The 26,289-nt window shown below is 59.3% G+C and carries 12 protein-coding genes; all 12 read right to left on the bottom strand.

Annotation, left to right across the window (positions count from 1 at the left end):
- Nucleotides 1-12 precede the first annotated feature (12 nt).
- A complete protein-coding gene (locus tag EYW47_RS11755) occupies nucleotides 13-1,173 on the bottom strand; it encodes an AAA family ATPase (RefSeq protein WP_133195011.1) in 1,161 nt (386 codons plus the stop codon).
- Nucleotides 1,174-1,285: 112 nt separating this feature from the next.
- Nucleotides 1,286-2,020, bottom strand: a complete 735-nt coding sequence (locus EYW47_RS11750; protein WP_133195010.1) for a hypothetical protein — start codon at nucleotides 2,018-2,020, stop codon at nucleotides 1,286-1,288.
- A 46-nt stretch (nucleotides 2,021-2,066) separates the two neighbouring features.
- Nucleotides 2,067-3,431, bottom strand: coding sequence for a thiamine biosynthesis protein ThiF (locus EYW47_RS11745; RefSeq protein ID WP_133195009.1), 1,365 nt, complete (start codon nucleotides 3,429-3,431; stop codon nucleotides 2,067-2,069).
- 9 nt (nucleotides 3,432-3,440) lie between these two features.
- Nucleotides 3,441-3,956: an MPN domain-containing protein gene (locus EYW47_RS11740; RefSeq protein ID WP_133195008.1), complete on the bottom strand. Its 516-nt coding sequence runs from the start codon at nucleotides 3,954-3,956 to the stop codon at nucleotides 3,441-3,443.
- The gene (locus EYW47_RS11735) at nucleotides 3,904-4,392 is read right to left on the bottom strand and encodes a DUF7665 family protein (RefSeq protein ID WP_133195007.1); all 489 of its coding nucleotides are present in this window, start codon (nucleotides 4,390-4,392) and stop codon (nucleotides 3,904-3,906) included. Before EYW47_RS11735 ends, EYW47_RS11740 begins: the two co-directional genes overlap by 53 nt.
- A gap of 3 nt (nucleotides 4,393-4,395) precedes the next feature.
- Nucleotides 4,396-4,869 carry a hypothetical protein gene (locus EYW47_RS11730; protein WP_133195006.1) on the bottom strand — a complete coding sequence of 158 codons (474 nt, stop codon included), beginning with the start codon at nucleotides 4,867-4,869 and terminating at the stop codon, nucleotides 4,396-4,398.
- 595 nt (nucleotides 4,870-5,464) lie between these two features.
- Nucleotides 5,465-6,097 carry a hypothetical protein gene (locus tag EYW47_RS11725; RefSeq protein WP_133195005.1) on the bottom strand — a complete coding sequence of 211 codons (633 nt, stop codon included), beginning with the start codon at nucleotides 6,095-6,097 and terminating at the stop codon, nucleotides 5,465-5,467.
- Between the two features lie 4 nt (nucleotides 6,098-6,101).
- Complete coding sequence (locus EYW47_RS11720) at nucleotides 6,102-6,863, bottom strand: hypothetical protein (protein ID WP_133195004.1); 762 nt, start codon at nucleotides 6,861-6,863, stop codon at nucleotides 6,102-6,104.
- A gap of 1,462 nt (nucleotides 6,864-8,325) precedes the next feature.
- Nucleotides 8,326-10,422 (bottom strand): UvrD-helicase domain-containing protein, encoded by a 2,097-nt coding sequence (locus tag EYW47_RS11715; RefSeq protein ID WP_133195003.1) that lies wholly within the window; start codon nucleotides 10,420-10,422, stop codon nucleotides 8,326-8,328.
- Complete coding sequence (locus tag EYW47_RS11710) at nucleotides 10,419-16,838, bottom strand: DEAD/DEAH box helicase (protein ID WP_133195002.1); 6,420 nt, start codon at nucleotides 16,836-16,838, stop codon at nucleotides 10,419-10,421. The genes EYW47_RS11715 and EYW47_RS11710 overlap by 4 nt, the downstream gene beginning before the upstream one ends.
- A 66-nt stretch (nucleotides 16,839-16,904) precedes the next feature.
- Complete coding sequence (locus EYW47_RS11705) at nucleotides 16,905-21,998, bottom strand: DNA methyltransferase family protein (RefSeq protein ID WP_133195001.1); 5,094 nt, start codon at nucleotides 21,996-21,998, stop codon at nucleotides 16,905-16,907.
- A 2-nt stretch (nucleotides 21,999-22,000) separates the two neighbouring features.
- Nucleotides 22,001-24,958: a DEAD/DEAH box helicase gene (locus EYW47_RS11700; RefSeq protein ID WP_133195000.1), complete on the bottom strand. Its 2,958-nt coding sequence runs from the start codon at nucleotides 24,956-24,958 to the stop codon at nucleotides 22,001-22,003.
- Nucleotides 24,959-26,289: the final 1,331 nt, after the last annotated feature.

Raw genomic sequence — 26,289 nt, 5'->3', positions numbered from 1 at the left:
CCCGGAACCGGGTCAAGCGACCCAGCGGCTTATCGTCGTCCTGTTGACTCCAAAAACTTCCCCGAGCTCTACGGTGTTGAACGCATAGTGCTCAATAAACGCACGGGCAAGCTCTCGCAATGGCAAATTCAGTATGCCAATTGCATCGCCGGGCACTCGAGCGGCGTGAATGCCCATGACAGTCTGCAATCTTTCAGCAAAGGATAGCTTCGCACCATCTAAAATCCAACTCTTTTTCAGTGACTTGACCACGTCCTGAATCTCGGCGCCCGATACTCCTTCAAGTATCGCGGCCAATAATTTTGCCTGGCTGCGACTGAATTCGAGCGGTTCAGCATAGCGCCCGATTATCTCGATTCTCGCGTCAAGTTCGGGCTTCGGCAGCTCGACCTGCAGCTCAAATCGCCGCCAGACCGCTGGGTCAAGGAGTTGGGGGTGGTTGGTAATTCCTATCGTTAGTCCGCGCTCGGCACGCTCGTCAAGCTTCTGCAGCAGCGTGTTCACGACTCGCTTAATCTCGCCGACCTCGTTCGGGTCGTCGCGCAGTTTTGCAATCGCATCGAACTCGTCCAGAACGAGCAGCGCCCGATGTCGATTCGCAAAATCAAAGAGGTTGCCGATGTTCCTCGACGTCGTCCCGAGGAACGAAGACATCAGCCCATCCAGACGCGCGAGAATGACGGGTAGCCCAAGCTGCCCTGCGAGCCAAAGCGCGAGCTGAGTCTTTCCCGTACCGGGCTCGCCGAACAGGACGCAGCTGCGCGCGGGCTCGATACCAACCTCCATCAGCTCTGCAGCCCGTCGCCACTCAACTATCCATGACTCGATGCCGCCAGCAAGCCTCGGCGGGAGGATGGGGCCTTCGGTGGGCAACGACTTCCCGCCGATGATGCTCGCCAGGGGCGCCGACGTCTCCCTGTCGACAGGAATGCGAGAGCTCCGGGTCAGTTCTTCGCCCAACAGGTGCACGACGCGGTTGGATACAGGCTTCGCCTTTTTTGCGCTCAGCGTTTCGCTCACCAAGTCGCGAATTGCCTGTCCACCGTCTGCGTCGCCAGCTTTCTCTAACTCATCAGCTGCTTGCAGCACGAGCTCGGGGTCCGCAGCCTTATCGAGGGCGAACTCGCATAGCTGCACAAAAGTGCCAAAAAGGTGCAACTTTGAAGGCTTCACGTGCAGTGTTCCGCGAAAAATGTGCGTATGAGACTATATCGCGGACAATCCGTCAACCTTTCGGGCGGGCCGGCTTCGTGCCGACCAGCAGTACTGGCCCGAGCGCCGAGCGTCAGCTCAGAGCGGACCGAATTGCGTCCTGGAACCAGGCCCATGCAGCAACGGCCTTCCCGGAAGCAAAGAGCGCTGCAGCACCCAGGTACACCACCTGAGTGAAGACGTGCCGGCGGGGAGAGTTGCGCCACGTCAAATTCCAGAGCCAAGCGAACCAGCCGTAGTTCGTCGTCGCGAAGGTCCGCAGCCCGGCGAGTGCGTTGGAGACCGTCGCCATCAACACGAACACGATTGCGGCGGTGTTCTGCAGGACGACCTGGCGGCCGTACTCGGTCAGGCTCCGCCAGAACTGGATGACCGGCCCGTTCGCGGCGAGGCCCTCAACCGGCTTCGGGATGTTGTCGCCAATCACCTGGAGCGTCAGATAACCCGCGAGCGCGAAAACGATTGCGGGCAACGTCGATATTGTCGCCGGCTGAGCGTCCTTGTCCCGGATGTACGCGATTACCGCCGCGATGAGGCTCGGTACCACGGCCAAAGCGATTGCGTGCTGCATCGCCGACATCAGCTGCTCGTAGTGGCGAAAGAATTGCCAGACCGCGAGCGCACCGAAGAGCACGGCGGCCGGCAACTCGCCGTCCGTTCCCCCGCCGCTGCGCGGGGGCTCGCGATACATGTTCGTGACGTGGTTGTGGCTATTGTTGTTCGTCACCTTATTGGTGACGTTCACCTTGTCACCGACGTGGTTCCCTTTACCGTTGACGCTCACAGTCGTCTTGTCGAAGTTGCTCATCGTTCACTTCCTTCGTATGTCTTTCAGCTGAGAGACGAGGACCGGGTTATCGAACTGCGATGAACCCGGGATTTAGTGCAGCGAAGTCGTGTTCGTTGATGACCACGCTGCGGAATTTAAGAGCGAACATGTCGGCATCAAGCACCTCGCTCGACGCGCTCCCGTGCAGGACGCGAAGCGCCTCAGAAACGCAGAGAGCGGCGGCGAATGCGCCGACGAACGCGGCCCCGACGGCCTTGCCCGCAAGTTCCACGACGCCGCAACGGCCAAGCTCGCCCTTTTCGAGGAGGTCGGCATACAGACCTTCGATGACGGGCTCATTCGGCGGCCTTCGCGGCCACGTCTGAGCCGTTGTGCGCGACGCGGGGAAGGTGTGCACGCGCACGCTCTGGAAGTCGTCGTGGCGGCTTCCTAGGCCCGCCTCGACGATGAAGCTGACTTCCGCGTTGTCCAGCGCTCGACGCGCCTCTGGATTGTCGACGCCACAGAACAGCAGCGACGGCTCACCTTGTCCTTTGCGCGTCTCGCCATCGAAATAGCGCTCGACGATGGCCGTCGAGAACCCGCGTTTTTCGAGCCACTCTGCGACCACGCGCGTTTTTCTTCGCCCCTTATCGAGCTTTGCCGTAAGCACGGAAGTGCTCTCCGTCGACACACCGACGCGGTCGACATCCTGCAGAAGAACGTGGGGTGGCTCGGGCGCATCCTTCGGGTATGGCAGCAAGCTCAAGCACCATGCGAATGCTTGCCCCAGATGGCCCAAGCCGAGCAACCAGGCGGACGACGGCAACACCTGCAGCACCGGCCCATCGAAGTCGCGCAACTCCCACGCGACCTCCGCCGGGGCCCACAAGGAGATGCCGACGGGCTCGTAGCCGGTCGGCGCCGCATCGCTCACATGCTGAAAGGCTTGGCTAACGGCGATGGCAGCCGCCGCGACAGCAGTCAGCGGCATGACGTAGCCACCCGCCTCGTCGTCCATGCTGTTCGGCTCGTCAGCCGGCGCAGTTCCGGCCCGCCACCCTGACATGAGCAAACGCACGTGGAAAGGCGCACTGCGCTCGCGCACTCCGCCGATTGCAATCGTCGGACGGCCGGCCACTGCGTCGGCGAGGGTCGCGCCCGCTTCGTGCAATGCGTCCGCAAGCGATTGACCGCTGCCCAGCGACGGATGCAGAGTCGCTTCGCCACACCCCGACACCGACACGCCGCCGAGGAAAGCACGGCGGCCGAGCATCACGACGGCGAGAGCGGCCACCTGCTCGTGAAAATCTGCCGGCGCCGTCAGCTCGAGTTGCAGTTGATACTTCTGTGCAATCTCGTGCGCTTCCTCGAAGGACTTCGCCTGACCGCTGTCGATTAGCCGTTTGACGGTTCGATGCAGCGAGTCAGCATCATATTGGGACGACATACGTTCACCTCACAGGCCAATGTAAAAGAAGCTAGGGTTGCGGGCTTTACCAACCGTTTCCCATTCGTGGGAACCGCGGTAAACGTAGATGCCCATGTTCGAGCGCGAAAACTTGCGCGCAGCGAAGTCCGGCAAGATGAGCCCGATATGCCCCTTCACGGCGACCATCGGATTTTTCCTGTCGGTATCGCTTTGCCCATAACCACCGGGATGCGTGTGAATATCTGCGACGACGGACACCTTCTGCTCGCGGCAGATTTCCCACAACCGCCCCATGTACCGTCCGTCGATGTGCACATAGCCAGACTCGAGTGCGTTGGGGTCCAGGTCGTCGTAAAGAACGAACGCGGTAATCGTGCGAACGTCCTCTTCGCAACGTCCAAGCAGAAAGGCACCGCTTTCGCGAACGCCTGCACTCCGCACGCGCAGTTCCTCCACGAGCTCACGCCACAGCTGCGCCGAACAGGCCAACTTATGCTGCGGCGACCAAAGGCGGCGTAAAGTCTTGCGAATTGAGAAGGACATGAATTTCCTCGAGATACTGGACAATCGAACCGCCGGGTTTCCACAACCTGGCGGGCATCTGGGCCACCCAATTCTGGTGTCCCTCGATGGTGCGTCGGTCGCACGCCAGGTAAAGCGCAGTACCACCCAGCCAATCGGTCCGGAAAACGTCTTTGACCCGACCGCCCTTGCTGCGCGGCCACTTGTGATGGGCGAGCGGGCCGTTCAGAGCCGGGTCCCATGGCTGCGCGGTCGGCGGCTTAGCCGAGAAGCCGGTGAGCTCGAAGCGAAGCGCGAACACACCGACGGCCGCCGTGACCTCGATGACCGCATACGGCCAGCCGAGCGCCAGGAGGCGCCACTTGCCGTCGGCCACCCCCATCTGAAACAGCGGCCCGTTGATGTCCGCCTGGAAAGCGCGGGCATCGGGGGTCACCAGTTGTTGAGCTGCGTCCATGGTTTAGCCCTGGAAGCGTTCGTTCGGCACGAGGTCGAACGACACGTGGTGCTGGTGCTTGGGCGTGAGCGTGCCCAGGTGCGTCGAGCCTGCCGGGCGCTCGGTCGTACCGCTGAGCTGCAGCACGTGCTCCGGTGCGTGCGCGGCGTCGATGCCGAACCTGTCATCCGCCCATTGCTTCAAGCGGTGAATCGTCATGGCGGGCGGTGCCGTGCGGGTAATTTCGCGACCGTTGAAGTGGACCGTCACCTTGAGCTCGTGATGGCTGTGGAAGTGCAACTTCGGGTGCGGCTTGGAACGGAGAATCTCGACCAGCATCTCCTCGGTGAGCACGACGTCGCCGTCCTCCTCGAAGACCTTCAGGTCTACCTCCACACCACCGGAGACCGAGCGCACAATTTCAACGAGCGTGACGTACTCGGGAACATCCAGGGTATGAACCTGGCGCGAATCTTCTTTCTGGTAAAAGATAGGCATGGTGATTTGCAATCCTTAAAATTTGGCCTTCTCGGCGGGTGCTGGTCGTGGCCTTAATTACATATGGCAGGGTCTGTCAAAAACAGGCAATACAATCGCAAAAATTTCCATCACGAAGGCATCAACGACTGGTTGACAGCTGGCATTTCCGCCATCAATGAACCCTTCAATATTGATATGGCAGCGACCGCCATAAACCGGCAACGCATTCGCAAAAAAGTCTCTTCGCGCTACGCAACCAGTCGGCAAACGGCATCGACCAACGTACCATCGACGAACCCGTCAATAGTGATATGGCAGCGACCGTCAGAAACCGGCAATGCGCGCGCAAGAGTTTTGGGTTATGCGGAATGTCGCCGACTGGATGACGGCCGAATGTCTGTGCCTTCGAAATGGCAGCAGCGACGTTTTTTGAGGGGAGAAAGGTGACAAGCAGCCGCATCAGCCGGCTTGTATAAAGTCGGTCACTGAAATGTTGAGTACCAACGCTTCAGTGACCGACATCAGACGTAAATCTTCAGGGACGACAAAAGCTCCAATCGGAGCTGGATGCACATCAGATTGTGACCAAATGCCTAGGAATGCCTTCTATCATTCAAATTTCATTTGAAAAGCGCTTCATCACTTCAGATACCTGCTCAGGAGGGAGACAAGCTGATGCGAGAGCCTCCTCGAAGGACTCCTGTTGAGTCTCACGTGGCTCTCCTGGACTTAATGATGAGGTTGTAAGCCTCGCCATCTGAGGCCTCGCCATTAGGTGCGCTATAACTCCGTCCCTAGCCACCTCTAAACCGGAAGCTAATGCATCTATCAGGCGTTCCGGTATGGTTCCAAATCGGATTTTTCTATCTCGAAGCTTTGCCACAACTTGCTTAGGTAACTGGAGTTTTGCGACAAGCTCCCCGAACTCTCCTTTGGAAAGCCGAGCAATAGGGTTATCGGCCTTCGCCGACGACACAGGAACTCCTCGTTTTGCGTACTCGTAGCGCAGATTCTGGAACTGACTGACAGCGCGTTGAGCCGCAGCCTCGCTCGTCTCGGTTTCCACAGGTTCGCCATGGAACTGGTCTTCGACGAGGGATGCCGCGAATTCAATAAGCTCCGCCTTGAACTGCGGGAATTCCTGGATGTAATGTTGCAATTGAGCCGGCGTGGGGAGGCTTCGCTCAGCCGCGAATTGCATAAGAACTTCGTCGACTTCCGGCGTGTTCTGCTTGGTGTGGGACATTCTGTTACTCCTTGAAGTTAGCGAGCTTCTGCACGAGTCGTTCTTGGCGATACTGAATCGCGCGACGCTTGATTTGGCACATCGTGGCAATCGTCGTCTCGTTCGGGTCAGTCGATTCCTTTGGTACGCCGAGAGCCAGCGGTACGGCGACGTCGCGCAGTTCCCTCGGTAGCTGACTCAACACTGCGAGAAGCTGCTGGGTAAAGACTTCACGTTCGGGGTGTGACAAGCGAAGGGACAGGCTGTCGACATCGACAAACGCGTCCGCGTCATCTGCGCCGGAGTCCTCGTCGTCGTCCGTCGGAGTCATCGAGACGTAACGAAGACGCCTGCTTATCTCTCGCCGCACCTCGCTGTGGATGAAACCGGCAACAGCGAGTGAGAAAGAGGCCTCGAAGAAGTCGAGCTTTTCACAGCGCGTCGCGATGTCAGCGGCGAGCGCCTCGTTAAACGCGCTCATCACATTCTCCAAAGCCTCTTCCGAAAAGGCGTTGCGGCTCTTGAGTTTGTGTTCAGCGACACTGGCAAAGCGGCTGTGAATGCGAACGATAAGTTCGTTGAGCACCCGCTCGGACTGCCCGTCTCGAAGAAGGGCCATCATCGCCTCGGTACTGCACCGCCCCTTAGCGCCACCCGAAGAACCGCGAATACGTTCAATCAGTTCCGTCTGTCCAAGCTTGCGCAGCTCGGACAGTTCCGCCTCCACCTGCGGGCGCCGTACCAACGGCTGGCCAGCAAGGGTTTTTTTCGTCAACTTTCGGGCCATATGGCCTCCCCTCAAGCGCCTGATATTGACTAATGGCAGCCACTTCCAAAAACCGGCAAAAAAACTTCGAGAAAATTTCGCCCGCACCAAATTCCCATAATGTGAAAAATGATGGCCCGCGAAATGGCCAGTTTCACCTCTCTACCGAGAATAAACCGCCAGTCACTGAAAATTGCCGCAGCCCGCTTCAAGAAGCCGCCTAAATTCTTTCAGATAGCATTCAGCGCGGCACGAGGGCGGTAAGTCGTAAAAGGTAGTTCGGCAGTTTCGGCGAGCCCCTTCCCTCGCACGGTTACAGTGGGAGCGGGCGGTCAAGGAAAATGCTCTTCATGAGGTGCGTTGACGTCAGTTTCAAACTGAAGGCAGCGCCGACATGTGCGTCTACAGGCTCGAGCACACTAGGCGCGACCGAAATCACACCTCGGGTCCATCTGTGGACCCGCCGACCGCTGACGTTCCATGGCACCGCGAGCGGCGAGCGCGCGCGGAACGTTGCAGGTACGGACTTCCCCCGTTTGTAACCCCGCTGGACGAGGAGCTACGACGTATCTGGCACCGCCATCCACTTGAGGAAGTGCGGCGTCTCGCTCTCGAAGTGCAGACCGGGCGCTATGCTTTGTCAGAATTGGAAGCAATTGCCGCAGATAGCTACTGGTATTTGCAGAAGGACTGTGCGACTGTCGACGATGCTCGCAAGTCCCTCGGACGCTTACGGCGGCGCCTGATGCAGGAGTTGCAGAGAATCGGGCCCATTAAGTGGGAGCAGGTGACGACCCGGATTCGTTTCCTTTGAAAGCAGGCTTCTTCATGAAGGCTATAGCGAACAACAGGACGCACCCATGGCACCCGACTGGTCAGACTGGCGGGGCTTCCCCGACCCGCGCAGCTTTGGAATTCTCGTCGCACCATTTGGCCCAGGTGTCTACGAACTGCGCAATGAAGAAGCCCTCGTTTATTGCGGCAGCGGTGGCAACGTTGCATTGCGAATGAGCTCGCTACTACCGTCCCCGTTGGGCGCTGGGACACGTAACAACGCACCGCTGCGGGACTACATCCTCCAGAACATCTCGCGGATACAGTACCGAACGCTGCCATGCGCTGTTAGAGGGGAGGCCACGACTCGCGAGTATGAACTCAAACGCTCCAGCACTTACCTCTTTCACACCTAATTGGCGTTTATCACTTTATGGCATCGACCGCAGCCAACCGCGCCGAGGCAACAGTCAGCGTCCGATGAGGAGATGCCCGACGGGAAGTTCGTCGGCCATGGCTCCCTCCGTCACCACGCACGTGGCAAAGGCTGGGGTCTCGCACACCCGAAGTAAGCTACTGCTGCGCGAGCCCGAGTGACAGCCACGAGAACACCGGTTATCAGGAAAGAAGTGACAAAACGCGGTTCGCCTGACCACAAGCACAGACTCGACCTTCATGAGGGATACCAATGCTTTGAGCCTGGCTTCAATCAGCACAACACCAGAATTGCCCCACGCTTCGCTCGCGTCAGCGCCACATAGAGCAACTGTCTTCGATTGCTATCTTCGCTCTGCTCCCCGACGTACGAACCAGGAGCCACAACGGCGACATAGTCGAACTCTAGGCCCTTCGCCCGATGCATCGTGGCCATGTGCACCACGTCTTGTTCTTCGGTGTGATTGCTCTGCGCGGTAATCGTGACGGTCCGCTCGCCGGCCTTTTGCAGCAGGAGTGCGAGCGTGTCTCGGCTCTTTTCGCTGGAGGCCACCACACAATAGCTGTGAGGTGACTGGCCATCCTCCGCCTTTGGCCACTGATGCAGGAATTCGCGGACTTTCTCACCCGCCTCCTCCATTCCAACGACTTGAACTTCGACTGGCGCAGGTCCGTGGGTGAGCGACCGGTACCGGCCCGACTCGTCCTGGCCATCGTCGAGGTCATCGACTTCCACGCCCTCAAGCAACGCGACCGCCTTCCGACGGATTTCGTCTGTCGTCCGGTAGTTGATGTAGAGCTTCCTGGAACGCCCACGAATATCGATGCCACATTTGCTCATCGCCGCCCGGTGACGGCTGTAGATGCGCTGGTGGCCATCGCCAACAAAGAACAGGTCGTTCGGCCCTTCGGAAATCATCGCTCGCAGCAATCTCAGCGCCTGTGGGCCAAAATCCTGCGTCTCATCGACGACGATGGCGCTGTAAGTCGGGGCGAGCGAATTGTCCGCGTCAAGCATTGACGTCACCTCACGGTATGCGTCGTCCACTTCCTTGAGCTTGCGGGAGGCGAGCTGGCCGCGGTACTCGTCGAAGACGGGCCAAACTGCATCACGCTTCGCGCGGCTGAGCAGCACCCCACGACCAGTGCGGCGCGCCTTCCGGTACTCGTCAAGGGTTGTAATCCCCTGAGCAAGGATGACCTTTTCAAGCTCCTGCTCATAGAAATTTTCCGGCAGGTCGAGGCTGCTGTCTTTCACGGCGAGAGCTGCTTCCCAAGCCTGCCGGGGGCCGTCCTGCTGTCGCTCATACACGATACGGTGTTCGAGCTTGTTGCTTCTCATGAAGCCATGCACCCAGGCATCGAGGTTTCGTATTTCCAGTTTTTCGAGCGTCGCGGCGCTGCACAGCGTGCGCAGGTTCTGCTCAATGTCGGTCGCAAGGTTACGCGTAAATGTGGTGAAGAGGACTTTCTGCGCATCACTGGAGCGGTTCTCGGCAAGCCACTTGGCACGATGCATTGCAAGCACCGTCTTGCCAGTGCCCGCGCCGCCCAGTACACGAACTGGGCCGCTACGGTCACCCTCGGCGAGCTTGCGCTGCGACGGATGCAGGAAGATGCGCCACTGCACGAGTGGCGCGTTCAGGATGGCCGCGAGGTTTTCGTCGTCGACGACGACGAACCGCGACTGTGACTCCGGCGTATTCAGCGCTGTCGCAAAGTCTTCGGTATCGACGACTTTGTCGATGCGGCTTTCTCGCGCGGTCAGAACCTGTGAGACCGTATCACCCGCCGCGAGGAGAAACAGTCCCTCGTACGCTTCGACAGGCAGACGGTCCTGCATTGCATCGAGTTCGGTGTCGCTGGCAATCGAACGCACTGGTCCCAGCAGCTCCTGGGGAACCCCAAGACTCATCAGTTCCCGGTCGTCGAGCGCGGTAAAGAGCGGCGGCGCGGCCTGCACCGCGCTTGTCAGTGCCGGTTCAGCAGGCTGCGTGACTTCACTCGCCGGCGCGTGCTCTTTCACATGCTCGAGGGTTATCAACTGCATCGCACCGGTAACCGGGTTGATGGTGAGCTTGCGGTTTTCTGCCCAGCGGTATGCTTCGTCATGGGGACCAACGTAGAGCAACACGTAGACATCACCGGACGACGGCTTGAAGACGATGCCGCGCCAGTCACCATCCACGCGAACGGACTTCAAGTTGGGGTCACGCGCATCCTTGATGTTCTCGTAGTTGGTACCAGAACTTGTCGGGTTGGTCTGAAACCCGATGGCCCATTTCAGAACCTTCGTATGGATGCTGGATGGCAGCTTCGCCAGCTGTGCCAGAAATTCGCTGCTCAGGGCAACTTTCGGCTTCAGACTCACTGTGATTCCTCGTTCGGCATGTTGAGGTCAAGCTTAACGGCAACGGCGGATACCCAATCGCCCCCGTCAATGCTGGTCATTGATTCATCAAGGACCAAGACTGTCCAGCCCGCTGCTGCCCACTCCTGGGCGAGGTCAGCCTGGTCATCGCGCAATACGGCGAGTTTCCGGTTGACCCAGCAAAGTTCCGCATCCGCGACGACCTTGCCCTTCTCGTCAGTGAGCTCAAGGCCTAGTTCCGGTATCCGTGCACCGTCCTCGGCCAGCTTCTGCAGCCCGGCCTTCATCTCATCGAGCGCCTGCCCCAGTGCTTCCTGCCAGGCGCCACCCAGCGCGGTTGCAGCAGTCGGCTGGGCTGGTAGGACGCCTTCTGCTGCAGACGGACTCAGGACATCGTAATCATGCGCATCCAGTCCGGAAGTCGTCACGAGCCACATCGCCGGCAACGTCTGGGTCGTGTTGAACACGTGTAGCCACTGACGCCAGGCCGTATGCAAGGCCTCCTTACTCTCGACGCTAATGTCCTCCAGGACCAGTACACCGGGTGCAGACCAGCCAGATGGCGCTTCAAGCCCAGTTTTGGCAATGACCAGCGGCCAGTTGCCGAAATAGCGACATTGCGCGTCCCGCGATTTCGATACGCTCGGCGCAAATCCATTGCCGGCTGCCCGTACATGCTCAGGCAGGCGTTCTACCCATTGAGCTTTTGCGTGCTCACACGCAGCACGGTCGTCAGGGTCGTTCGGCACCATCAGGAAACCCAGCCACAACGCATTACGCTGCAACTGTTTGAGTCCCTGGTCGTCTTCCTGTGACGCGGGCGAGGCGAGCCATGCAAGCAGGCGGGCTAGCGCATGGTGGGTAAATGCCTTTTCCTGCGCCCGGGGAACGCTCGCCGGGGCCACCTTGCCATCGTGGCGGCCCATCGATTCTAGCGGTGAATCGAGGTCGGTGTTGAGTTCGCCCTTGAGCGCAGAGGCGACATCGTTGTGCGTTACTGACCAGACCCAATAACGGCCACTCGCCACGATGGCGCTACGTTTGGCCGCGTCGTCGCGCACGCAGTTCTGATGGTCCGTCCAGCCATCGCAGAACACCGCGATTGGCCGGCGTCTGGTTGACGTAGCCCAAGGCCAGATGACGAAGTCCGGCTTGCTGGGTATCGCCACCCCGTCGTCGCTACCCAGATTGCACTGCGGTTCAATCCGGTAGCGCTGGCTGCCAACCTCGAGCACGTATCCCGCCTTGCCGTTGACCACGTCCTGGACCAGCTTGATAAGCGGCAGGTCCCCGACACCACTGAGGCGTTTGAGCCCCTCCAGAAAGCGGGCCTCAAGGACCGAGTCGAAATTCGGGTTGATATATATGTCGGAGATGGTTTCGACGGCTTGCAGCTTGTCGAGCGCCCCAACCAGTTCACCCAAGACCGACTTCGCCGTGTCGCGTGAGACCAGGTCCATGTTGCGGCCAAGGCGGTACTGGTAGACGCAGCGGTAGCAACCGTCCTTTTCAGCGTCGTCGTTGCACGGGCAAGATGTGACGGCCTGCAACGCCATACGCAGCACGTCACCCAGCGTCTTCGCGCCTTGCTCCAGCAACTCCTGCAGGTACCCCGTTCCGCCTGGGACCGAGTCGTACAGCATGACGTAGAAGCGACGTGGCCCACCGTCCTTGCCAGGCTCGTCCTGGAGCACCATGCGCAGGTGGTCCACCTTGCCGCCATAGCGCTTTTTCAGGCCCAACTGAACGGCGGCCATGAAGGACTGGACGACCCCTTCATCAACGCCGTTCTTCGTGTACGGGACCAGGATGCGAAGCGCCTCAGATTCGAATTCGCGATACAGGTACAAACACTCGAGCAAGTCAGCAGGGTCATTGCTTTCTCGCTTCTGGCAATCAAAGCTGTGGTTCTGTTCCGCGGCGACGCTATTGCGCCTTGGCGCCTTCTGAACCTTGCCGCAGTGGCGGCATAGTTTGAAGCCGGGTCGCGCCGAGACCTTGTCCGCCACCTTGAAGTTCTCACCGGGCTTGGCGAGCTCGCCGAAATTGACATCGCGGAAGGTCACACGGTCGATGAACTCGAAGCCAAACGGCAACTGGCCGGTACTGATTTGCCACGCCTTGCGGACATTGCCTGGCCCAAAATCCGCCATCAGTTGCCGAACATAATATTTCGGCTCACGGTCCTCGGCACTGTCGTCGATGCGGACCTCAATGTCGTTACTGTTTGCGATAGCTTGCCTGAAGCGCAACAGCGTTCGCTTCTGCGCTGCATCACCCCACATCGCATCGTTACAACGCGGACAGGTCATGTGTACGTCCGGCTCGACGACCAGATTCTGCATGTGATGGCATGAAGGGCAGAAACGCCAGGGCTCAGTGCTCGCCAGATTCATGTTTATCTGGTCGACTTCGACCCTGCGCTGGTTCGCGTAGAAACGATTTTCCGGAGCGAATTCGGACAGCGCCGACTGTGCCGGCCGTTCATATTTGAGCGTGTTGAGTGTGACATACCCGCCCTGGCCCGGCTCGTCGGACCCACGCCTGCGCCACAGCACGGATTTCAGTTCGATGCCGGCCTCAGGGAACGCGTAGTTCGGTATCAGGCCCGCGTCAGTCAGCGTGTTGAGCAGGTCGCGTCCGTTGATTTCCTTGATGAGTTCCAGCTGCTTATCTCGCTCGCGGAGCAACTGGTCGATTTCCTCCCGCGTCGCGTCATCCTGCGGTCGCTGTTGGAGTTTGCCCTTGCGCTTGTCGAGGTCGTCCTTGCGCTTCTTATAGTCGCGCCGTTCTTCCATCAATTCGGTCAAGGACTTAATCAGTCTTGCTCGCAGGCCATCGGACTCACCCTGCCCCTGCATGAAGTCAGCAAGCCGTCCACAGACTGCGCCGTTATTCCTGACAGCATCCGGGAGCAGGCTAATAAAACCGTCGAACAGTCGCTGCTCGTGCTGCAGCACATATTCGGACAGCACGTACGGGAAACGGTCCTGCTTTGCCTGCTCCATCGCATCGAGTGCCTGCGAAGTCTTCTCCGGTAGAGCTGCCGTATTGGTCAGGCTTGCCACCCAGTCATCCATGCAGAAGGCAAACAACTGGCGACGCAGAACCTCTGCAGCTCCCAGAAACACGCCCGGCGGCGCCACCTCGCCACCGAGCATCTCGCCGGTTTCGGCAAAGAAGTACAGGTCATGCGGGCTGTTGCCGTCGGCAAGCGTCGTGGCCATCGCGTTGCCGTCACGGCGCCCTGCGCGACCGATGCGCTGCAGAAAACTTGCCTGGTTCGGCGGCACCGAACACAGCATCACGGACGAGAGGTCGCCGATGTCGACGCCCATCTCGAGGGTCGGCGTGGCAGAAAGCAGGTTTTCGTACCAGGGCTTTGGTTGCCTGCTTTTGAACCGGCCTTCAAGGTCCTCACGCTCCTTGCGCTCGAGCAGGCCGGTATGTTCGGCGGCGATGACCCGACGCAAGTCGCCCTGGCTAAAGCGCTTGACCCACCAGTTCGCGGCATCCGGCACCGGCACTTCGTAGGTCGATTCCGGGGCATCGAGGCACGGCATACCGATGAGATGCTCGGCGAACTCGCGCGGGACGGACAGGTGCCGCTTGCTGCCCTTGGTTGCAATGAACGAGACATCCAAATACAGCGCGAGACGGTCAGGATTCAGCGCCCAGGTATCACCTTGGTGATGGGATGTCATCACCAGCAGGCCCGCGTCGCGCATCGCACAGAGGGCGTCCTTGCACAGGTCTGGAGCAATACCGTTTGGCAGGAGCGTATCGCGCCCCAGCACAACGTACGCCCAGCGGTCGTACCACGTGGACCGCCGCGTGCCCGTAAGCTTGTCGAATCCGCTCTGCTTGCCGAGGGTCAGGAATATTGGCCGTGCCGTAAATTCCCCCATCCTCGGCATCCATTCTGCACGTCCGCCCAAAAAACTCAATGCATAGGTCTTACCGTCGCCAGCGTAGGTGGCAAGTTCGGGGTGCATGACGGCGCCACGGCGACGCATGTGCGTGAGCATGCCCCACAGCCACTGGGTCACAGTCTGCACTTCCAGCCCATGCACACCGTACTGCTCACGCAACGATGGTGTCAGCCTTCTCGCCACAGCCTCGACATCTGCCCAAGGTACCGACAGCACAGCCTTACCAATCCGCTCAAGCGTGCGCCCGCGCTGGCTGTGGTATGTCATCTCGCTGTAGGCCTGCCAGAGGAAGCGTTTTTTTACACGCGCAGGCAGCTTGCTCTCGTTCGGCAGGCGCTGATGCTGCAACAGTTCCACTGCCCAGTCTCGCTGCCACGTCATGTTCGGCGCGATGAATTCCGAGACCACCGTCTCCGGCGACATGTACAGCACCGAACCTTCGGTGCCGAAACGCGTCTCCACCTCGTCCAGGAACAAGCTCCATGGGATAACCGGCTGCTGAAGCTCATCCATCACATGGGCCAGGGCCGTTCGAACGTTGTTCATGTATGTCCGTGCGCCGAAGAACCCAGCGCGGTGGGCGGCGTCCTGCACGGAATCCGAGAACGCGATGAGCTTCTTGTCGTCGTTGAAGACGCTTGCCCAGCTCGATTCCACTACCTGGGAACCCAGCGTCGCGTTTCTGGCACCAAGGAGCAGCAGCTTGTCGTCCTCGCCACAAGCCGGGCACGTCGTGTCGTGCAGCGTGAACTGGGCCTCGCCACGCATCTGGGTGCGCTTGGCCGTGACTCGGAAGACGTCCAGCAACTCCTGGTAGCCGCACGCGACGCACGCATCTCGAGACTGCTGTATGGTTCCGCACGACACGCACACGCGTGCTGGGACGCCCTCGACATGACTGCGACCAACGCTCTCGGCGGCATAGAGCCGCGTGGCCTCAGGCCGACGGTCAAACCATGTGTTGTAAATCTCGTCGGGTTTGACGGAAAGACGCGAGCTGCCTTCGACCAGTCGGGACAGCCACCCCGTGGTGCGGCACTGGCTACATTGCACCATAGGCAAATAGACGCCATCACGTTCGCCCGGCAAGTCGCGCTCACTGTGTAGCTGAATTTCCTCCGGCACGGTACTGAGCTTGCCAACCATGCGGCGTAGCTCCCGTATCCAGAGCTGGATGCGAAGCGTGACCAATGGCAGGTCGTGCTCGCGGCGAGCCCATGCAACCAGTACGAGCAGTGCATCGGTAACCTTGCCAACATCGTCGCTGCTCGCCGCCGGCATGCTGCGTGCGAAGGCGTCGGTCAGTTCCCGATAGCTGACGGTTCCGTCTTTAGCGAGCCTAAGCAGGTTGACGAACAACTGGTGGCGCTTGAGGAGCGTCCCGAGTTTCTGGCGCCATTCGGCATTGCGAACATCCGGCAGCTCGGCAGTGCCCAGAAAAAACAGCGGAAACCACGTCGCTACAGCCTCCTCGGGCTTGGCATAGCGTGTCGGGTTGAGATGTTCCATCACCTCCGGGCGATAGGCGAACATGTAATCGACCGTCGAATCGCCCAGAAACTCGTCCATCGACTGGCGACTTTCGGTAATGACCGAGTCTTCCGGAAAAGCCACGCCGAACACCTCTTCTGCGTACTGCCGCAGCGGACTCGTATCCGAAGCATCGCCAAGCGTCGCAGACGTTCCCGCACAGATGAGATGGTTCTCCGGCATCTGCAAACGCGCTCGCAGACGGCGCAGCAGCAGCGCGAGGTCCGTGCCCTGGGCGCCGTCGAAGGTGTGCAGCTCATCGACCACCACGTAGCGTAGCGTGGTCGCTGCGTTAGACGCCCACAGTTGCCGGTCTTTTGGGCGCAGCATCAGGTAGTCGAGCATCTTGTAGTTGGTCAACAAGATGTCCGGCGGATTCTTGCGTAGCGTTTCGCGGTCGGTAATGACGCCGTGCGGGGTCATCACGGTTCCTTCTCCAGGTGATGCAACTTGACCGCCGACGTACAGACCTACGCGCAATCCGGCAAACGCGGTCACCTTCGCGACCTGTTCAGCAATACGACGCGCTTGGTCGGACGCAAGTGCATTCATCGGGTAGATGACCAGTGCCTTGATGCCTGCCTCGCCCTCCGCGCGGGCGCGGGCACAGTGGTCGAGCACTGGGTACAAAAAACACTCGGTTTTTCCGCTACCGGTGCCGGTGGCAACCAGTGCGCTCAGCGCTTTGCGGTCACTGGACAGTCGCTCCCAAGCCCTTTCTTGATGGCTGAAGCCCTCGTACTGGGTGTCGAAGCTCGTGAAGAATTTATGGCCAGCCGTACCAATGCTGAAGGGAAGGCCAATCTGCACATAGGGACCCTTGAGCCAGTTGTCCTCGCCCTCGACAAAGCGGCTCATCAGGCCATGAGTGAACGAATCGGCCGGCTCATACGCCGATATGAGGAACTGTTTCAGACCAGTCTGAATGTCTCTTGCGAGCAGCGAAGGGAGCATCTGTTGCTTCTTCCTGTTGGATTTCTATATGAGGGCGTCAGCTTGGGCTGAAGCAGTTACTCAGGTTCAAGCATTGTCTGTCGCAAACGCCGCCCACGCGGTGCGATAGTCGTCTTCACGATTGGCTCGGGCGAAGGGCGCGACGTAGGTACGCTCAACGGTGCGCGGGCCACCAGGAAGCGTGTCATCGGTTACCCATTGCGTAATGACGGTCCCATCAGGAACCTTCGGTTTTCCACCTGCCTTGACGACATCCTCACTGTCGCCGACCTCTGCATCAGCATAGGTCCAGAGGTCCTCCCAGGCGAAGTTGCCTTCGCGCGGCTTTCCGTCCGGCGTTACGATGCGCGTGTTCGGCGTGTTGCGGCTGCCCTTGCGCGGTAGACCGACGCCAGTCAGGCCCTTGCTGTTGGTGAAGACAATTCGACCCTTGATGTCATACCAGGTGTCGCGCTCGTAGCCCTGCATCACCGGAAATTGCACGCGGTAGATAAGCAGAAGTTCATCGAGCGTGAGCGCCAATGCTTTCGCCACCAGCACATCGATTTCTACCAACGCCATGCGGCGTGCGTAGTCGCTGCGCAAAGCGCAATCGCGTGTCCATGTGCTTGTGAGGTTTTGCCAGAAATCTTGCGGCAAACGCGGATTTTCGGACTGGCTCCATATTTGGTCGACAAATGCGAGGTCGTAGACCTGTTCCCACAGTCGCGCGTAGTGGCTCGTAAGACAGTTCAACGAAAGGGACCGAGCCGCAACCGAGAACAAACTCAAATGTGGTAGTCGCCCAAGAGTGCCTTCGTACAAATCGGCTAGGCCCGTTGACTTCACAAAGAAGTCAGCGACCACAGAAGCAGCGAAGCCGGACAAATCCGTCAGGTATTTGGGGTCCCTAAAGGTCAGAGAAAGCACCGGGTGAATGTGCGCGCTTCCCGGAGGTACGAGCGTCGGAATGAGCGTTCGCTCCATGCTAGTACTGATGCGCCGCCGATGCGCATACCGATAGTACGCCGTTACTGGCTTCGCAGTTGCCTCCCCGGGCTCGACCCAAGACACCGCAGGCGTGCGGCGCGCGTACTCAGCCCGGTCGACCATCGGCCGATAGTTGGTACGCGGCAGGTAGTCCTCGGGCAGGGTTTCGAGGTCGATGACGTCGTAGTGGCCCTTCTCGGTACATACCTTCCGCGGAGTCTTCATGTGGGGGTTGCCCACAAAGAAATGCGGCCCCGACAAAACCCACCCTTCCGGCGTGGTAGCGAAACCATTGTCGCCAATCGAGCGGCGCACGATGATGCCCTCGTCCTGTGCGAGCTTTTCGTTCCAATGTTGCGTAGAAAAATAGCCATCCCCCAAATCCGCAAGACGGCTCGGATAAGCGGCCAGTTTTTTGAGCACACTGTTCAATTCGTTGGCATGCACGGCTGGCAGACGCGCGCGAAGCGGTGGAGTGTCAGGCTCGTCGTATAGTCGAGCAAATGTCGCCAATGCAGCGTCATCCACGCCAACGACACGGTCACGGTGCCCGGACGTGTTCCACTGCGCATCTTCGTTCTTAATGCCACCCGGTAATCCCGTGCCGTCATGTTGGTAACAAGCATCTACGGTGCTTGGCACAAAAAGGTTAGCGATAGTGTCGAAAGATGGATGCCGTAGCTGCGCTCCGTAAATGTTAATACTGTATTTTTCCCTGTGGCCGATTGGGAACAACATTTTCTGATTCTGAAATTGAAAATGGAACCGCAGCCTTCGATATAGCGCCTCGCGCAGTTCGCCACCTTCAGGGTCGTCGTAAGGGCCTTCCGGATGTAGCAGACCCGTCACACCATTTGTCCCGCTCAGCCCCCAAGCCAGTGGCATAAAGCACTTGTAAAGATTGACCTTCATGCCTTGGAGCAGCGGGTAGTTCTGCACGGCATTGAGAAAGTTCTGCATGCCTGCTGCTTGCTGCAATTCCTCGGTCCATGTCGCCTGCAACCCAGAAAACTCTTCAAAGGCTTGCGCCCGGAGTTTGGCTAGGTCACTTGCGCTGATTTTCCGAATGGCGAAGATGGGGTTTCGTTCGCCCAGTACGCCGGACTCGTTCCACTCCACCTTAATCCAGGGTGGATTCCCTAGAATCAGGTCAAATCCGCCATTGCGCAGCAGTACATCGGCGAAGCACAGTTCCCAGTGCATGAAGTGACGCACGTCGTCGATGGCTTCTACCATCGCCACGCGCGGAAAAAGCTGGCGCAGCTTGCTGATACGCAGCTGTCCAAGCTTGTCATGCAACTTAGGCTGCACCGCCGATTCAGTCAGCGGAAGCTGGGTCTCGAAACCAATCAAGCTACCTTGAATCTCCGGCACCAGCGCTTGAGGTTGCCCCCGTTCGGCAGATTGCAAGTCGAGGCCAAGTTGCGGGAACACGTCCACCACGTTACCTTCGAGGATGGCGCCAATCTCCATCCACCATTGCTCGCGGGGCGGCAGTTGTGCCGATTCGGTAATGGGCCAAAACCACAGCGCACACCAGTAGTCCATTACCAGCTTCAAACGCCGGAACGGGGTAGCGAGGTCACCATCCTCATTGAGCAAGCCTTCGCGGCGGATGGTGTCCTTTTCGGCACGACTCATTTGGCCAGCGCCAGTGCCTTTCGTTCCCTCCTTGTGCGGCCACACCGCCAACGCGTCTTCGGTACGGATGCGGTCACGTGCAAGCGCCTCGGTATGCTCCGCCCACAGTTCGTCCACCCTTGCACTGAGCTGCTGCAGACGCGCAATCTCGAAGTCGGCGAGTGGTGCGGCAAAGGCCTTGCGCCAGGTCTTCAGGCGCTCAAAATCTTGCGGATAGAGTTTCTTCGCGTCCTTGTCGGTATAGTTCGCCATACCGGGGTCTGGCAGCAGGAAGTGCCAGATTTCGTCATGCTGTCGGAGTGCGTGCGCGGTGACTCGACGGGGCGGCTCTTCGTGCCACGCAGGCTTTGCGCCCTTGACCAGCGCTGTCGCTTTGAACGCCTGATGACGCGCGCCGATGAGGCTGTTGCCGGTAAAGAGCTGATAACCGAACCACGGCACACGTGCTGGCAACGGCCTGCCATGCTCATCCTCACCGCCGTAAATAGCGTTCAGCCAGATGGACACTTCGGCCAGCTCCACCGCGATAGGGTTCAGGTCCACACCGAACGCGTTGCGGTCGGCCAGGTACATGCGTACCTTCTGCAGTTCTTGCGGGTACTCGTCGTGCGGGATGCGTTGCTTGAGTTCAGCCTGCTTACGCTCCAGGTAGGCTTCCGCCAGCTGGTTGACCGCTTCATTCAGAAACGCCGCACTGCCCATTGCGGGCTCGCATATCGTGAGCGTCAGAATATCGTCGGCGCATTTCACGCGCTCGCTGGCCAGCAGCTCCTTGAGAGCATATTTCACCAGGCTTTGCGTGAGCACCTGGGGGGTGTAGTAGCTCGCGCTCTTCTGCCGGTCCCGGCCCGCAAGACGGTAGATGAATGAGCCTTTCGGATATATGCGCAGCTTGCGACGGCCGTTCTCATCGACGTCGTAGGCCTTTTCGTCGTCACGGTATTCGTCGATGCGGCTGCGTGGCACAAACCAGGCGTTTTCGAGCTTGTCGGCATCGGAGTCGCTTGCGCGCGCGCGGCGGCTGGTGGTGTCGTCAACGTCGTCATCGTCGCCATCTTCGTCGTCACTGCTGCTTGCCGCACCTGCTTTCTTCGGCGCGGGTTTGACTTCGTACAAGTCTTCCTCGGCAAAGAATCCGCGGTAGCTGAGCAGCGCCTCGTACACTGCGCCCAACTGGTTAATCGAAAGCATCTGGTAGCTCACGCGACCAAGGCGACGGCCCTTTCCCTGTACCTTGCTGAGCGACAGCAGACGGATGACGCGCTGCCACACCTCGTTCGGGAAATGCACCTTATCAAGCAACGGCATGGTGCTGTCGTCGAACAGGCGACTGTCAAGCGGTGCCAGCGCAAAGATGTCCATCGCACCTTGGACCATCTCGTGCAAGTGTTGCTGGTTCTCCATGCCGCAACCATGGGCAACCAGGCTGAACAGCCGCCGCAGCGTCATGTCGAAATATCTGCCCTCGCGCGCGTGCTGGGTGATGAGCGGCTGCATCTCCAGGTCGCGCAGGCTTTCGAGGCTGTAGCCCTTGAGGTAGACCTCGCTCTTCTGGATTGGCACATAGCCCAGCTCCGGGCGCGCTTCGATGTAAAACATGAAGAGCAGCCGGTACACAAGCCGCAGACACTCGAGGCTCAGCGTGCCGGCATCGAGCTTGTAGGCGCCGGAGTAGATGCTCTTCTTGCTGCCCGTGGCAAGTTCGTCGAGCTGGCGCGCGGCCTCATTGCCGAGGATTTCAATGGCCTCGCGCAGCGCGTACTTAAGGTCCTCGCTGACGCCGAACGCATGCTTGTGTGCATTGCTATCCAGGCTCTCGAGCAGACTACCGCCTTCGCCTGGGGCAAGGCAATCCTGATGCAGCAGCGCAGCGCATGCCTTGAGCGTGTCCGCGTCCTTGCGGTCGAGTATGTCGGCCCAATTGAATCGCAGAGCGCGGTTGTTCGGCCACTTGTAGCGGTCGAGCAGTAACCATTCATCAAGGCCAACCAGCAGCACATAACGGGGCGGGCTGTCAGCGCCGAACACGGCGTCGGACAGCATCGTCGCCCATGTCTCACCGCGCAACTCGCTAGGCACCGGCTCACCACCATAATGGAACGCAGTGAGCTGGTGGTCGAGGAGGTCGTCGTCTTCTGCGCCAGGATGATAGGCCGGAATGATAGCGAGGCGCGTTCCCTGTACATCCCAGACCGGCACTGGTAACCCGCTGACGAACTCGTGCAACGTGAGCGTGCGCGGCGACTGGCGATAGCCGAGCGCCTGCATCAAGCCATTCTGCAGCTCCATGAAAAGCTGCCAGCGCTCATATTCATCACGGCCTCGCGTCACCTGACCGCGTAGAGCAAACCACCGCTGCGCCCAACCCTGCAGCCGCTTGTACGGAGCGCGGTGAGCGTCGTCGCCAGGGTGCTGCGTTTCCTCAGCATCCCAGTCGGTCAGACGGTCCCTGATGTCATCCTTGAATACAGCGGTCAGGTACGTGTGGCTGTAGAACTCGTTTTCGTTGCTGATACCAGCAAAGGTTTGTACGGCGTCAAGTACGGGCATGTTCAGACTCCGGCAGCTTGGGGATGGCACACACCGGCAAGCACCTGAATCCAGGGCCGCGGCTCGGTCGTCAGGGTGTCCTCCACCCAGCGGCGGTACTCATCAAATACTTTGTGGATTTGCTGGCTGCGCCGCTCGAAGCGGCCTTGCTTGACGGTCTCAAGCTGCTTTTCAAGGTTCAGCGCAAGCTGCTCCATCTGACGCCCTTGCAGGCGCTCCAGCTCGACAAGTGTGTCCTTCAGCCTCGCCTGCATGTCAGTAGAGAAGGTCTGCTGGCGCTCCACCATGAACTCGTGCATATATTTCACTGCCAGTGGCAGTGCGTGCTGCATCTTCGCTTGGAGTGCCTGCAGCGCGAGCGTTTCTCCACGGTTTGGCAGACCACCTGCGCGGATACCTGCACGTTCAATGAAAGTGTCGAACGAATCCAACGCGAACACGCCGTCACCGTTGCGGCAGGCTACCTGCCATTCGACCAGCAGCGGCTGGCCTTTTCGGTTCGGAATCAGGCTCATCAGGATGAACGCTTGTTCATCGGGCGCAAGCTTGTGGCTTTGCAGCAGCGGCGCCTTGTGTCGACCGAAGTGCGTGAGTACCCGGTCACCAAGCCACTCCATAATGGGATGCTGCGGCCATAGGTAGTGCTGCTGAGGCCAAGTTTCTTCTTCGGAGCGCGCCTGACGGGCAATTTCAATCTCGTCCATCATACTCTTCGTGTTGGCACAAAGCGTGTAATGGTCGTTGTCGGCTTGTACTTCACGTGGGAGCTGCCGCAGGCGTTCCTGTAGGTCGCGCGGGGCGGTCAACGTGATGACCTGTTCCTCGTCGTGCGCGGCCCAGTCGCACAACGTCTGCCCCTGATTGAGCTGCGTGAGGGCGATGTTCGCGAAGTGGTAATCACTCTGGAACAGCGATGCGCGGTCGTCAATCTGGTCGAGACTGCTACTGGCAGCCGTAGCGGGAGTATGGTCCATGTGACCATCTGGACCGTCCGCGCCACCACCGAAGAGCTGCATCAACCAATCGCCATCGTCTTCGTCGGTACTGTCGTTCGCAGCATTCTGCTCGAGCTGAGCTTCAACTTCCTCCGGTTGCATCCCGTCGGCCATGAAATCGGCGACTTTTGCCTCTTCTTTATCCGGGTCGAAAACGTTGAGAAACGCCGAGGGGTCACCGAGATTCTGGTACGCCTGCTCGTCCTTAGCCTGCAGAATTTCAAGGATGCGCAGGTCGCCACGAATCTTTTCGCTCTCCGTTTCGGTAAACAGATAGAGGATATTCGGCTGATGCCTCTGCCCATACCGGTCAACACGACCATTCCGCTGCTGAAACACCATCAGCGACCACGGGAGGTCGAAGTGCACGAGGCGATGGCAGAAGTAATGCAGGTTCAGACCTTCACTCGCGACATCGGAACACAGCAACACACGCAGCGTGTCCTCCTTGCGACCGAAGCGCTCGACCAGTGACTGCTGGTCGGTGTCGGGCAAGCCGCCATGCAATACGGCCAGTTGATTCGACTTGAGCCGAAGGTCAACGGTAAGCTGTCTTTGCAGCCACTCTAGTGTGTCGATACGCTCGGAGAAGATGACCAGACGGTCATCTGCATTATGCGGCTGCCAACCGAACTCATCCGAACGCAGCTCTTTGAGCAGTCGCTGGTATTTGCTGAAGCTGCGCGCAGTGGAGTCATTGACGAGCACGTTGAGCGCATCAGCCAGGACCTCAAGACCGTCTACCTCGGACAGCTCTTCGGGCGTCGAACCAGATTTGTTCCGCAACACCGCAATACGCCTGTCGGTCGACTTCAGGGCCGCCGCGGGACTCGAGAACAGCGCCTTCTGCATGCCCACGCGCTGCAGCTCCTGCTGGCGCCCGCCGTTCCTTTGGCCGCTCTGCGTGAAAGGCACGTCGAGCAGCGCACGGTACGCGGCCTCCTCCTCTGCACTGGCATCCTGGCGCAGGCAAAGCGTCCTGCGTTCCTGGAAATCCGATTGCACCTGGTCCTTGATGTCCTTCTTGAACCGACGGATGACCAACCCCTTGCTGCGAAAATCCTCTGGCGTGTAATCATCCGGGTCGGGGATGGCCGTCGGGTCCAGCAGGCTCATCAGCGACGCAAAGCTGCGAGCGGAGCCATCATGAGGTGTCGCGGACAGCAAGATGAGCGTATCTGAACGGCTGGACAGCAGCCGCGCCAAGCGTGCACGACGAGACAGGGCGCCTTCGCCCGCACGCGCGGCGACGTTATGGCATTCGTCGATGACGATGATGTCCCACCATGCGTTCTCGAGATAGTTCCGATACTCGAGATTGCTTTTAAGTGTATCGATGGAGATGATGCTGCGGTCGAAATAGTTGAACGGGTTATGGTTCGTCGGAATCCGGTTGCGCACCCGGGCGAGGCCCACGGAATCGAGGCGGACCAACGGAATCGTGAAGCGACTCCACCATTCCTTTTGGAATTGCGTAAGCATTGCCTTCTGTGTGACGACGAGGATGCGCTTGCCACGCCCGCGCTGAATCAGCTCGGTGGCAAGAATTCCTGCTTCCAGTGTCTTACCAAGACCGACGGCGTCGGCAATCAGAATGCGCGAGCGTGGTTGATGCAGCGCCTGAAGCGCAGGGTCAAGCTGGTACGGCACGACGTTCATCACGCCACGATGTCCGAGATGGATGCGCGCGTCGTTCGCCACGCCACGTCGCCGCAGGCTTTCGAGGTACAGGACCGTCGCGTTATACGTGGGGCTCGTATCGGGCACCAGCTCGGTTTCTGCTGGGTCGAGGACCTCAATCGTGTCTTCTAGTTCGGTCAGAAACAGCGCTGACTGACCTCGAACCAGCGCTGAGACGCCGTCGCAAGTCAACATCGAACCGCCATCGGTCGTGGGGTCAACACGGCGAATCAGCCATTCTTCATCGCGGATTACGGCTCGCGAACCTGGTGCGAAGGGAAGCATGTTGTTTGATTTTCCGGTGCGTTTTTCTAGCTACAGCCACAATGCGCGCAAGCGCGGTTCGCGACCGACAACCCTGTGTCTTTCGCAACGCTTGTGAGGCGGCAACCCGAGAATATTAGAGAAAATAGGACACTTTCATCAATTTAAATTCACTTTCCGGACGGAAAAACAAAACCGCGCAGCCCGCCTATCTGGCTTCACAAACCGAAGATAACGACTCGGTGAGACTTTGAGTCCGGCTTCGGCACCGCCCGCTCGGCATGGACCTTGCGGTTCGCACAGCAGGACCGCCTGAAATCTGTGGCTCCCCGAAAACCAACGGAGGACGCAATGACCAGCCAAGCTCCTATCAAATTTTTAGTGCCGCAATGAGATGGAGCCAAGTGACATGCCGGAAGCATTTCCCCACGACTCGACGCCCGCTTTGGCTTCGGGCGTGCATCCGAAAAATTGTGTCTAACTCTCTGGCGAAAGCTACGCTGGAGTCATCCGTGACTGTTGTCACGACATTGCACACACCGGTAGCCACAAGTCCCCGCCCCCAATCTCGGTGAATGATTTGCGCAAGCCGGCCACATGCTCACGTCAGCGACCACTGGCTGACCAAGGGGCGACGACCGGCGGCGCACACCCAGCCTTCCCGACACGAGCAGTGCATTCGGAACACTGCCCCGGAAAACGGCGGGCAGCGAGCACCTCAGTGCCCGGAAGACCGTACGCAGCCCGCCCTGGCAAGCCGATTCACACGGGGCACAGACACACGTGGCCCTCGCAGGCGGCAAAACTTCCATGTGCAGCGGCGAGCGAAGCGAGCTGAATTAATCCTCCAAGCCGCTTGATTGAATATCTCTTATTTATGTATTGTCGTCCACGAAACGGCAAAATGTCCCGGTATTTGCTCGTCGTTTTCACACACCTCCCAGCCACAAGTCCCCGCTTCCTAGCCAAAAGTCCCCGCCGCGCCAGCCACAAGTCCCCACGACCCCGGCACGAGCTGTCCTCCGACATATCCTCACTGCCGTCCGCCGGGCAGCCATGTAACCACAAAGACGGGAAAGCAGATGACCGCAATGTAGGACGACACACTGGCTGGCGAAAGCTACGCTGGCGGTCATCCGCCATTGTTGTCACGGCGACGCACGTACACCAGTAGCCACAAGTCCCCGCTCCCTATCTCGGTGAATGATTTACGCAAGCCGGCCAAATGCTCACGCCCGCGACCACTGGCTGACCAAGGGGGCGACGACCGGCTGCGCACACCCAGCCTTCCCGACACGAGCAGTGCATTCGGAACACTGCCCCGAAAAACGGTGGGCGGCGAGCACCTCAGC

Origin of the sequence: Paraburkholderia silviterrae (assembly GCF_004353915.1) — a bacterium.
Classification (GTDB): domain Bacteria; phylum Pseudomonadota; class Gammaproteobacteria; order Burkholderiales; family Burkholderiaceae; genus Paraburkholderia; species Paraburkholderia silviterrae.
The sequence above is the reverse complement of the archived record's forward strand: the minus strand, read 5'-3'. Positions and strand labels throughout refer to the sequence as shown.

Excerpts from the sequence above, each read along its gene's own strand:
- EYW47_RS11700 (WP_133195000.1), bottom strand. The coding sequence starts at position 24,958 with ATGCTTCCCTTCGCACCAGGTTCGCGAGCCGTAATCCGCGATGAAGAA.
- EYW47_RS11710 (WP_133195002.1), bottom strand. The coding sequence starts at position 16,838 with ATGCTCCCTTCGCTGCTCGCAAGAGACATTCAGACTGGTCTGAAACAG.
- EYW47_RS11730 (WP_133195006.1), bottom strand. The coding sequence starts at position 4,869 with ATGCCTATCTTTTACCAGAAAGAAGATTCGCGCCAGGTTCATACCCTG.
- EYW47_RS11750 (WP_133195010.1), bottom strand. The coding sequence starts at position 2,020 with ATGAGCAACTTCGACAAGACGACTGTGAGCGTCAACGGTAAAGGGAAC.
- EYW47_RS11720 (WP_133195004.1), bottom strand. The coding sequence starts at position 6,863 with ATGGCCCGAAAGTTGACGAAAAAAACCCTTGCTGGCCAGCCGTTGGTA.
- EYW47_RS11705 (WP_133195001.1), bottom strand. The coding sequence starts at position 21,998 with ATGCCCGTACTTGACGCCGTACAAACCTTTGCTGGTATCAGCAACGAA.
- EYW47_RS11735 (WP_133195007.1), bottom strand. The coding sequence starts at position 4,392 with ATGGACGCAGCTCAACAACTGGTGACCCCCGATGCCCGCGCTTTCCAG.
- EYW47_RS11725 (WP_133195005.1), bottom strand. The coding sequence starts at position 6,097 with ATGTCCCACACCAAGCAGAACACGCCGGAAGTCGACGAAGTTCTTATG.
- EYW47_RS11745 (WP_133195009.1), bottom strand. The coding sequence starts at position 3,431 with ATGTCGTCCCAATATGATGCTGACTCGCTGCATCGAACCGTCAAACGG.
- EYW47_RS11740 (WP_133195008.1), bottom strand. The coding sequence starts at position 3,956 with ATGTCCTTCTCAATTCGCAAGACTTTACGCCGCCTTTGGTCGCCGCAG.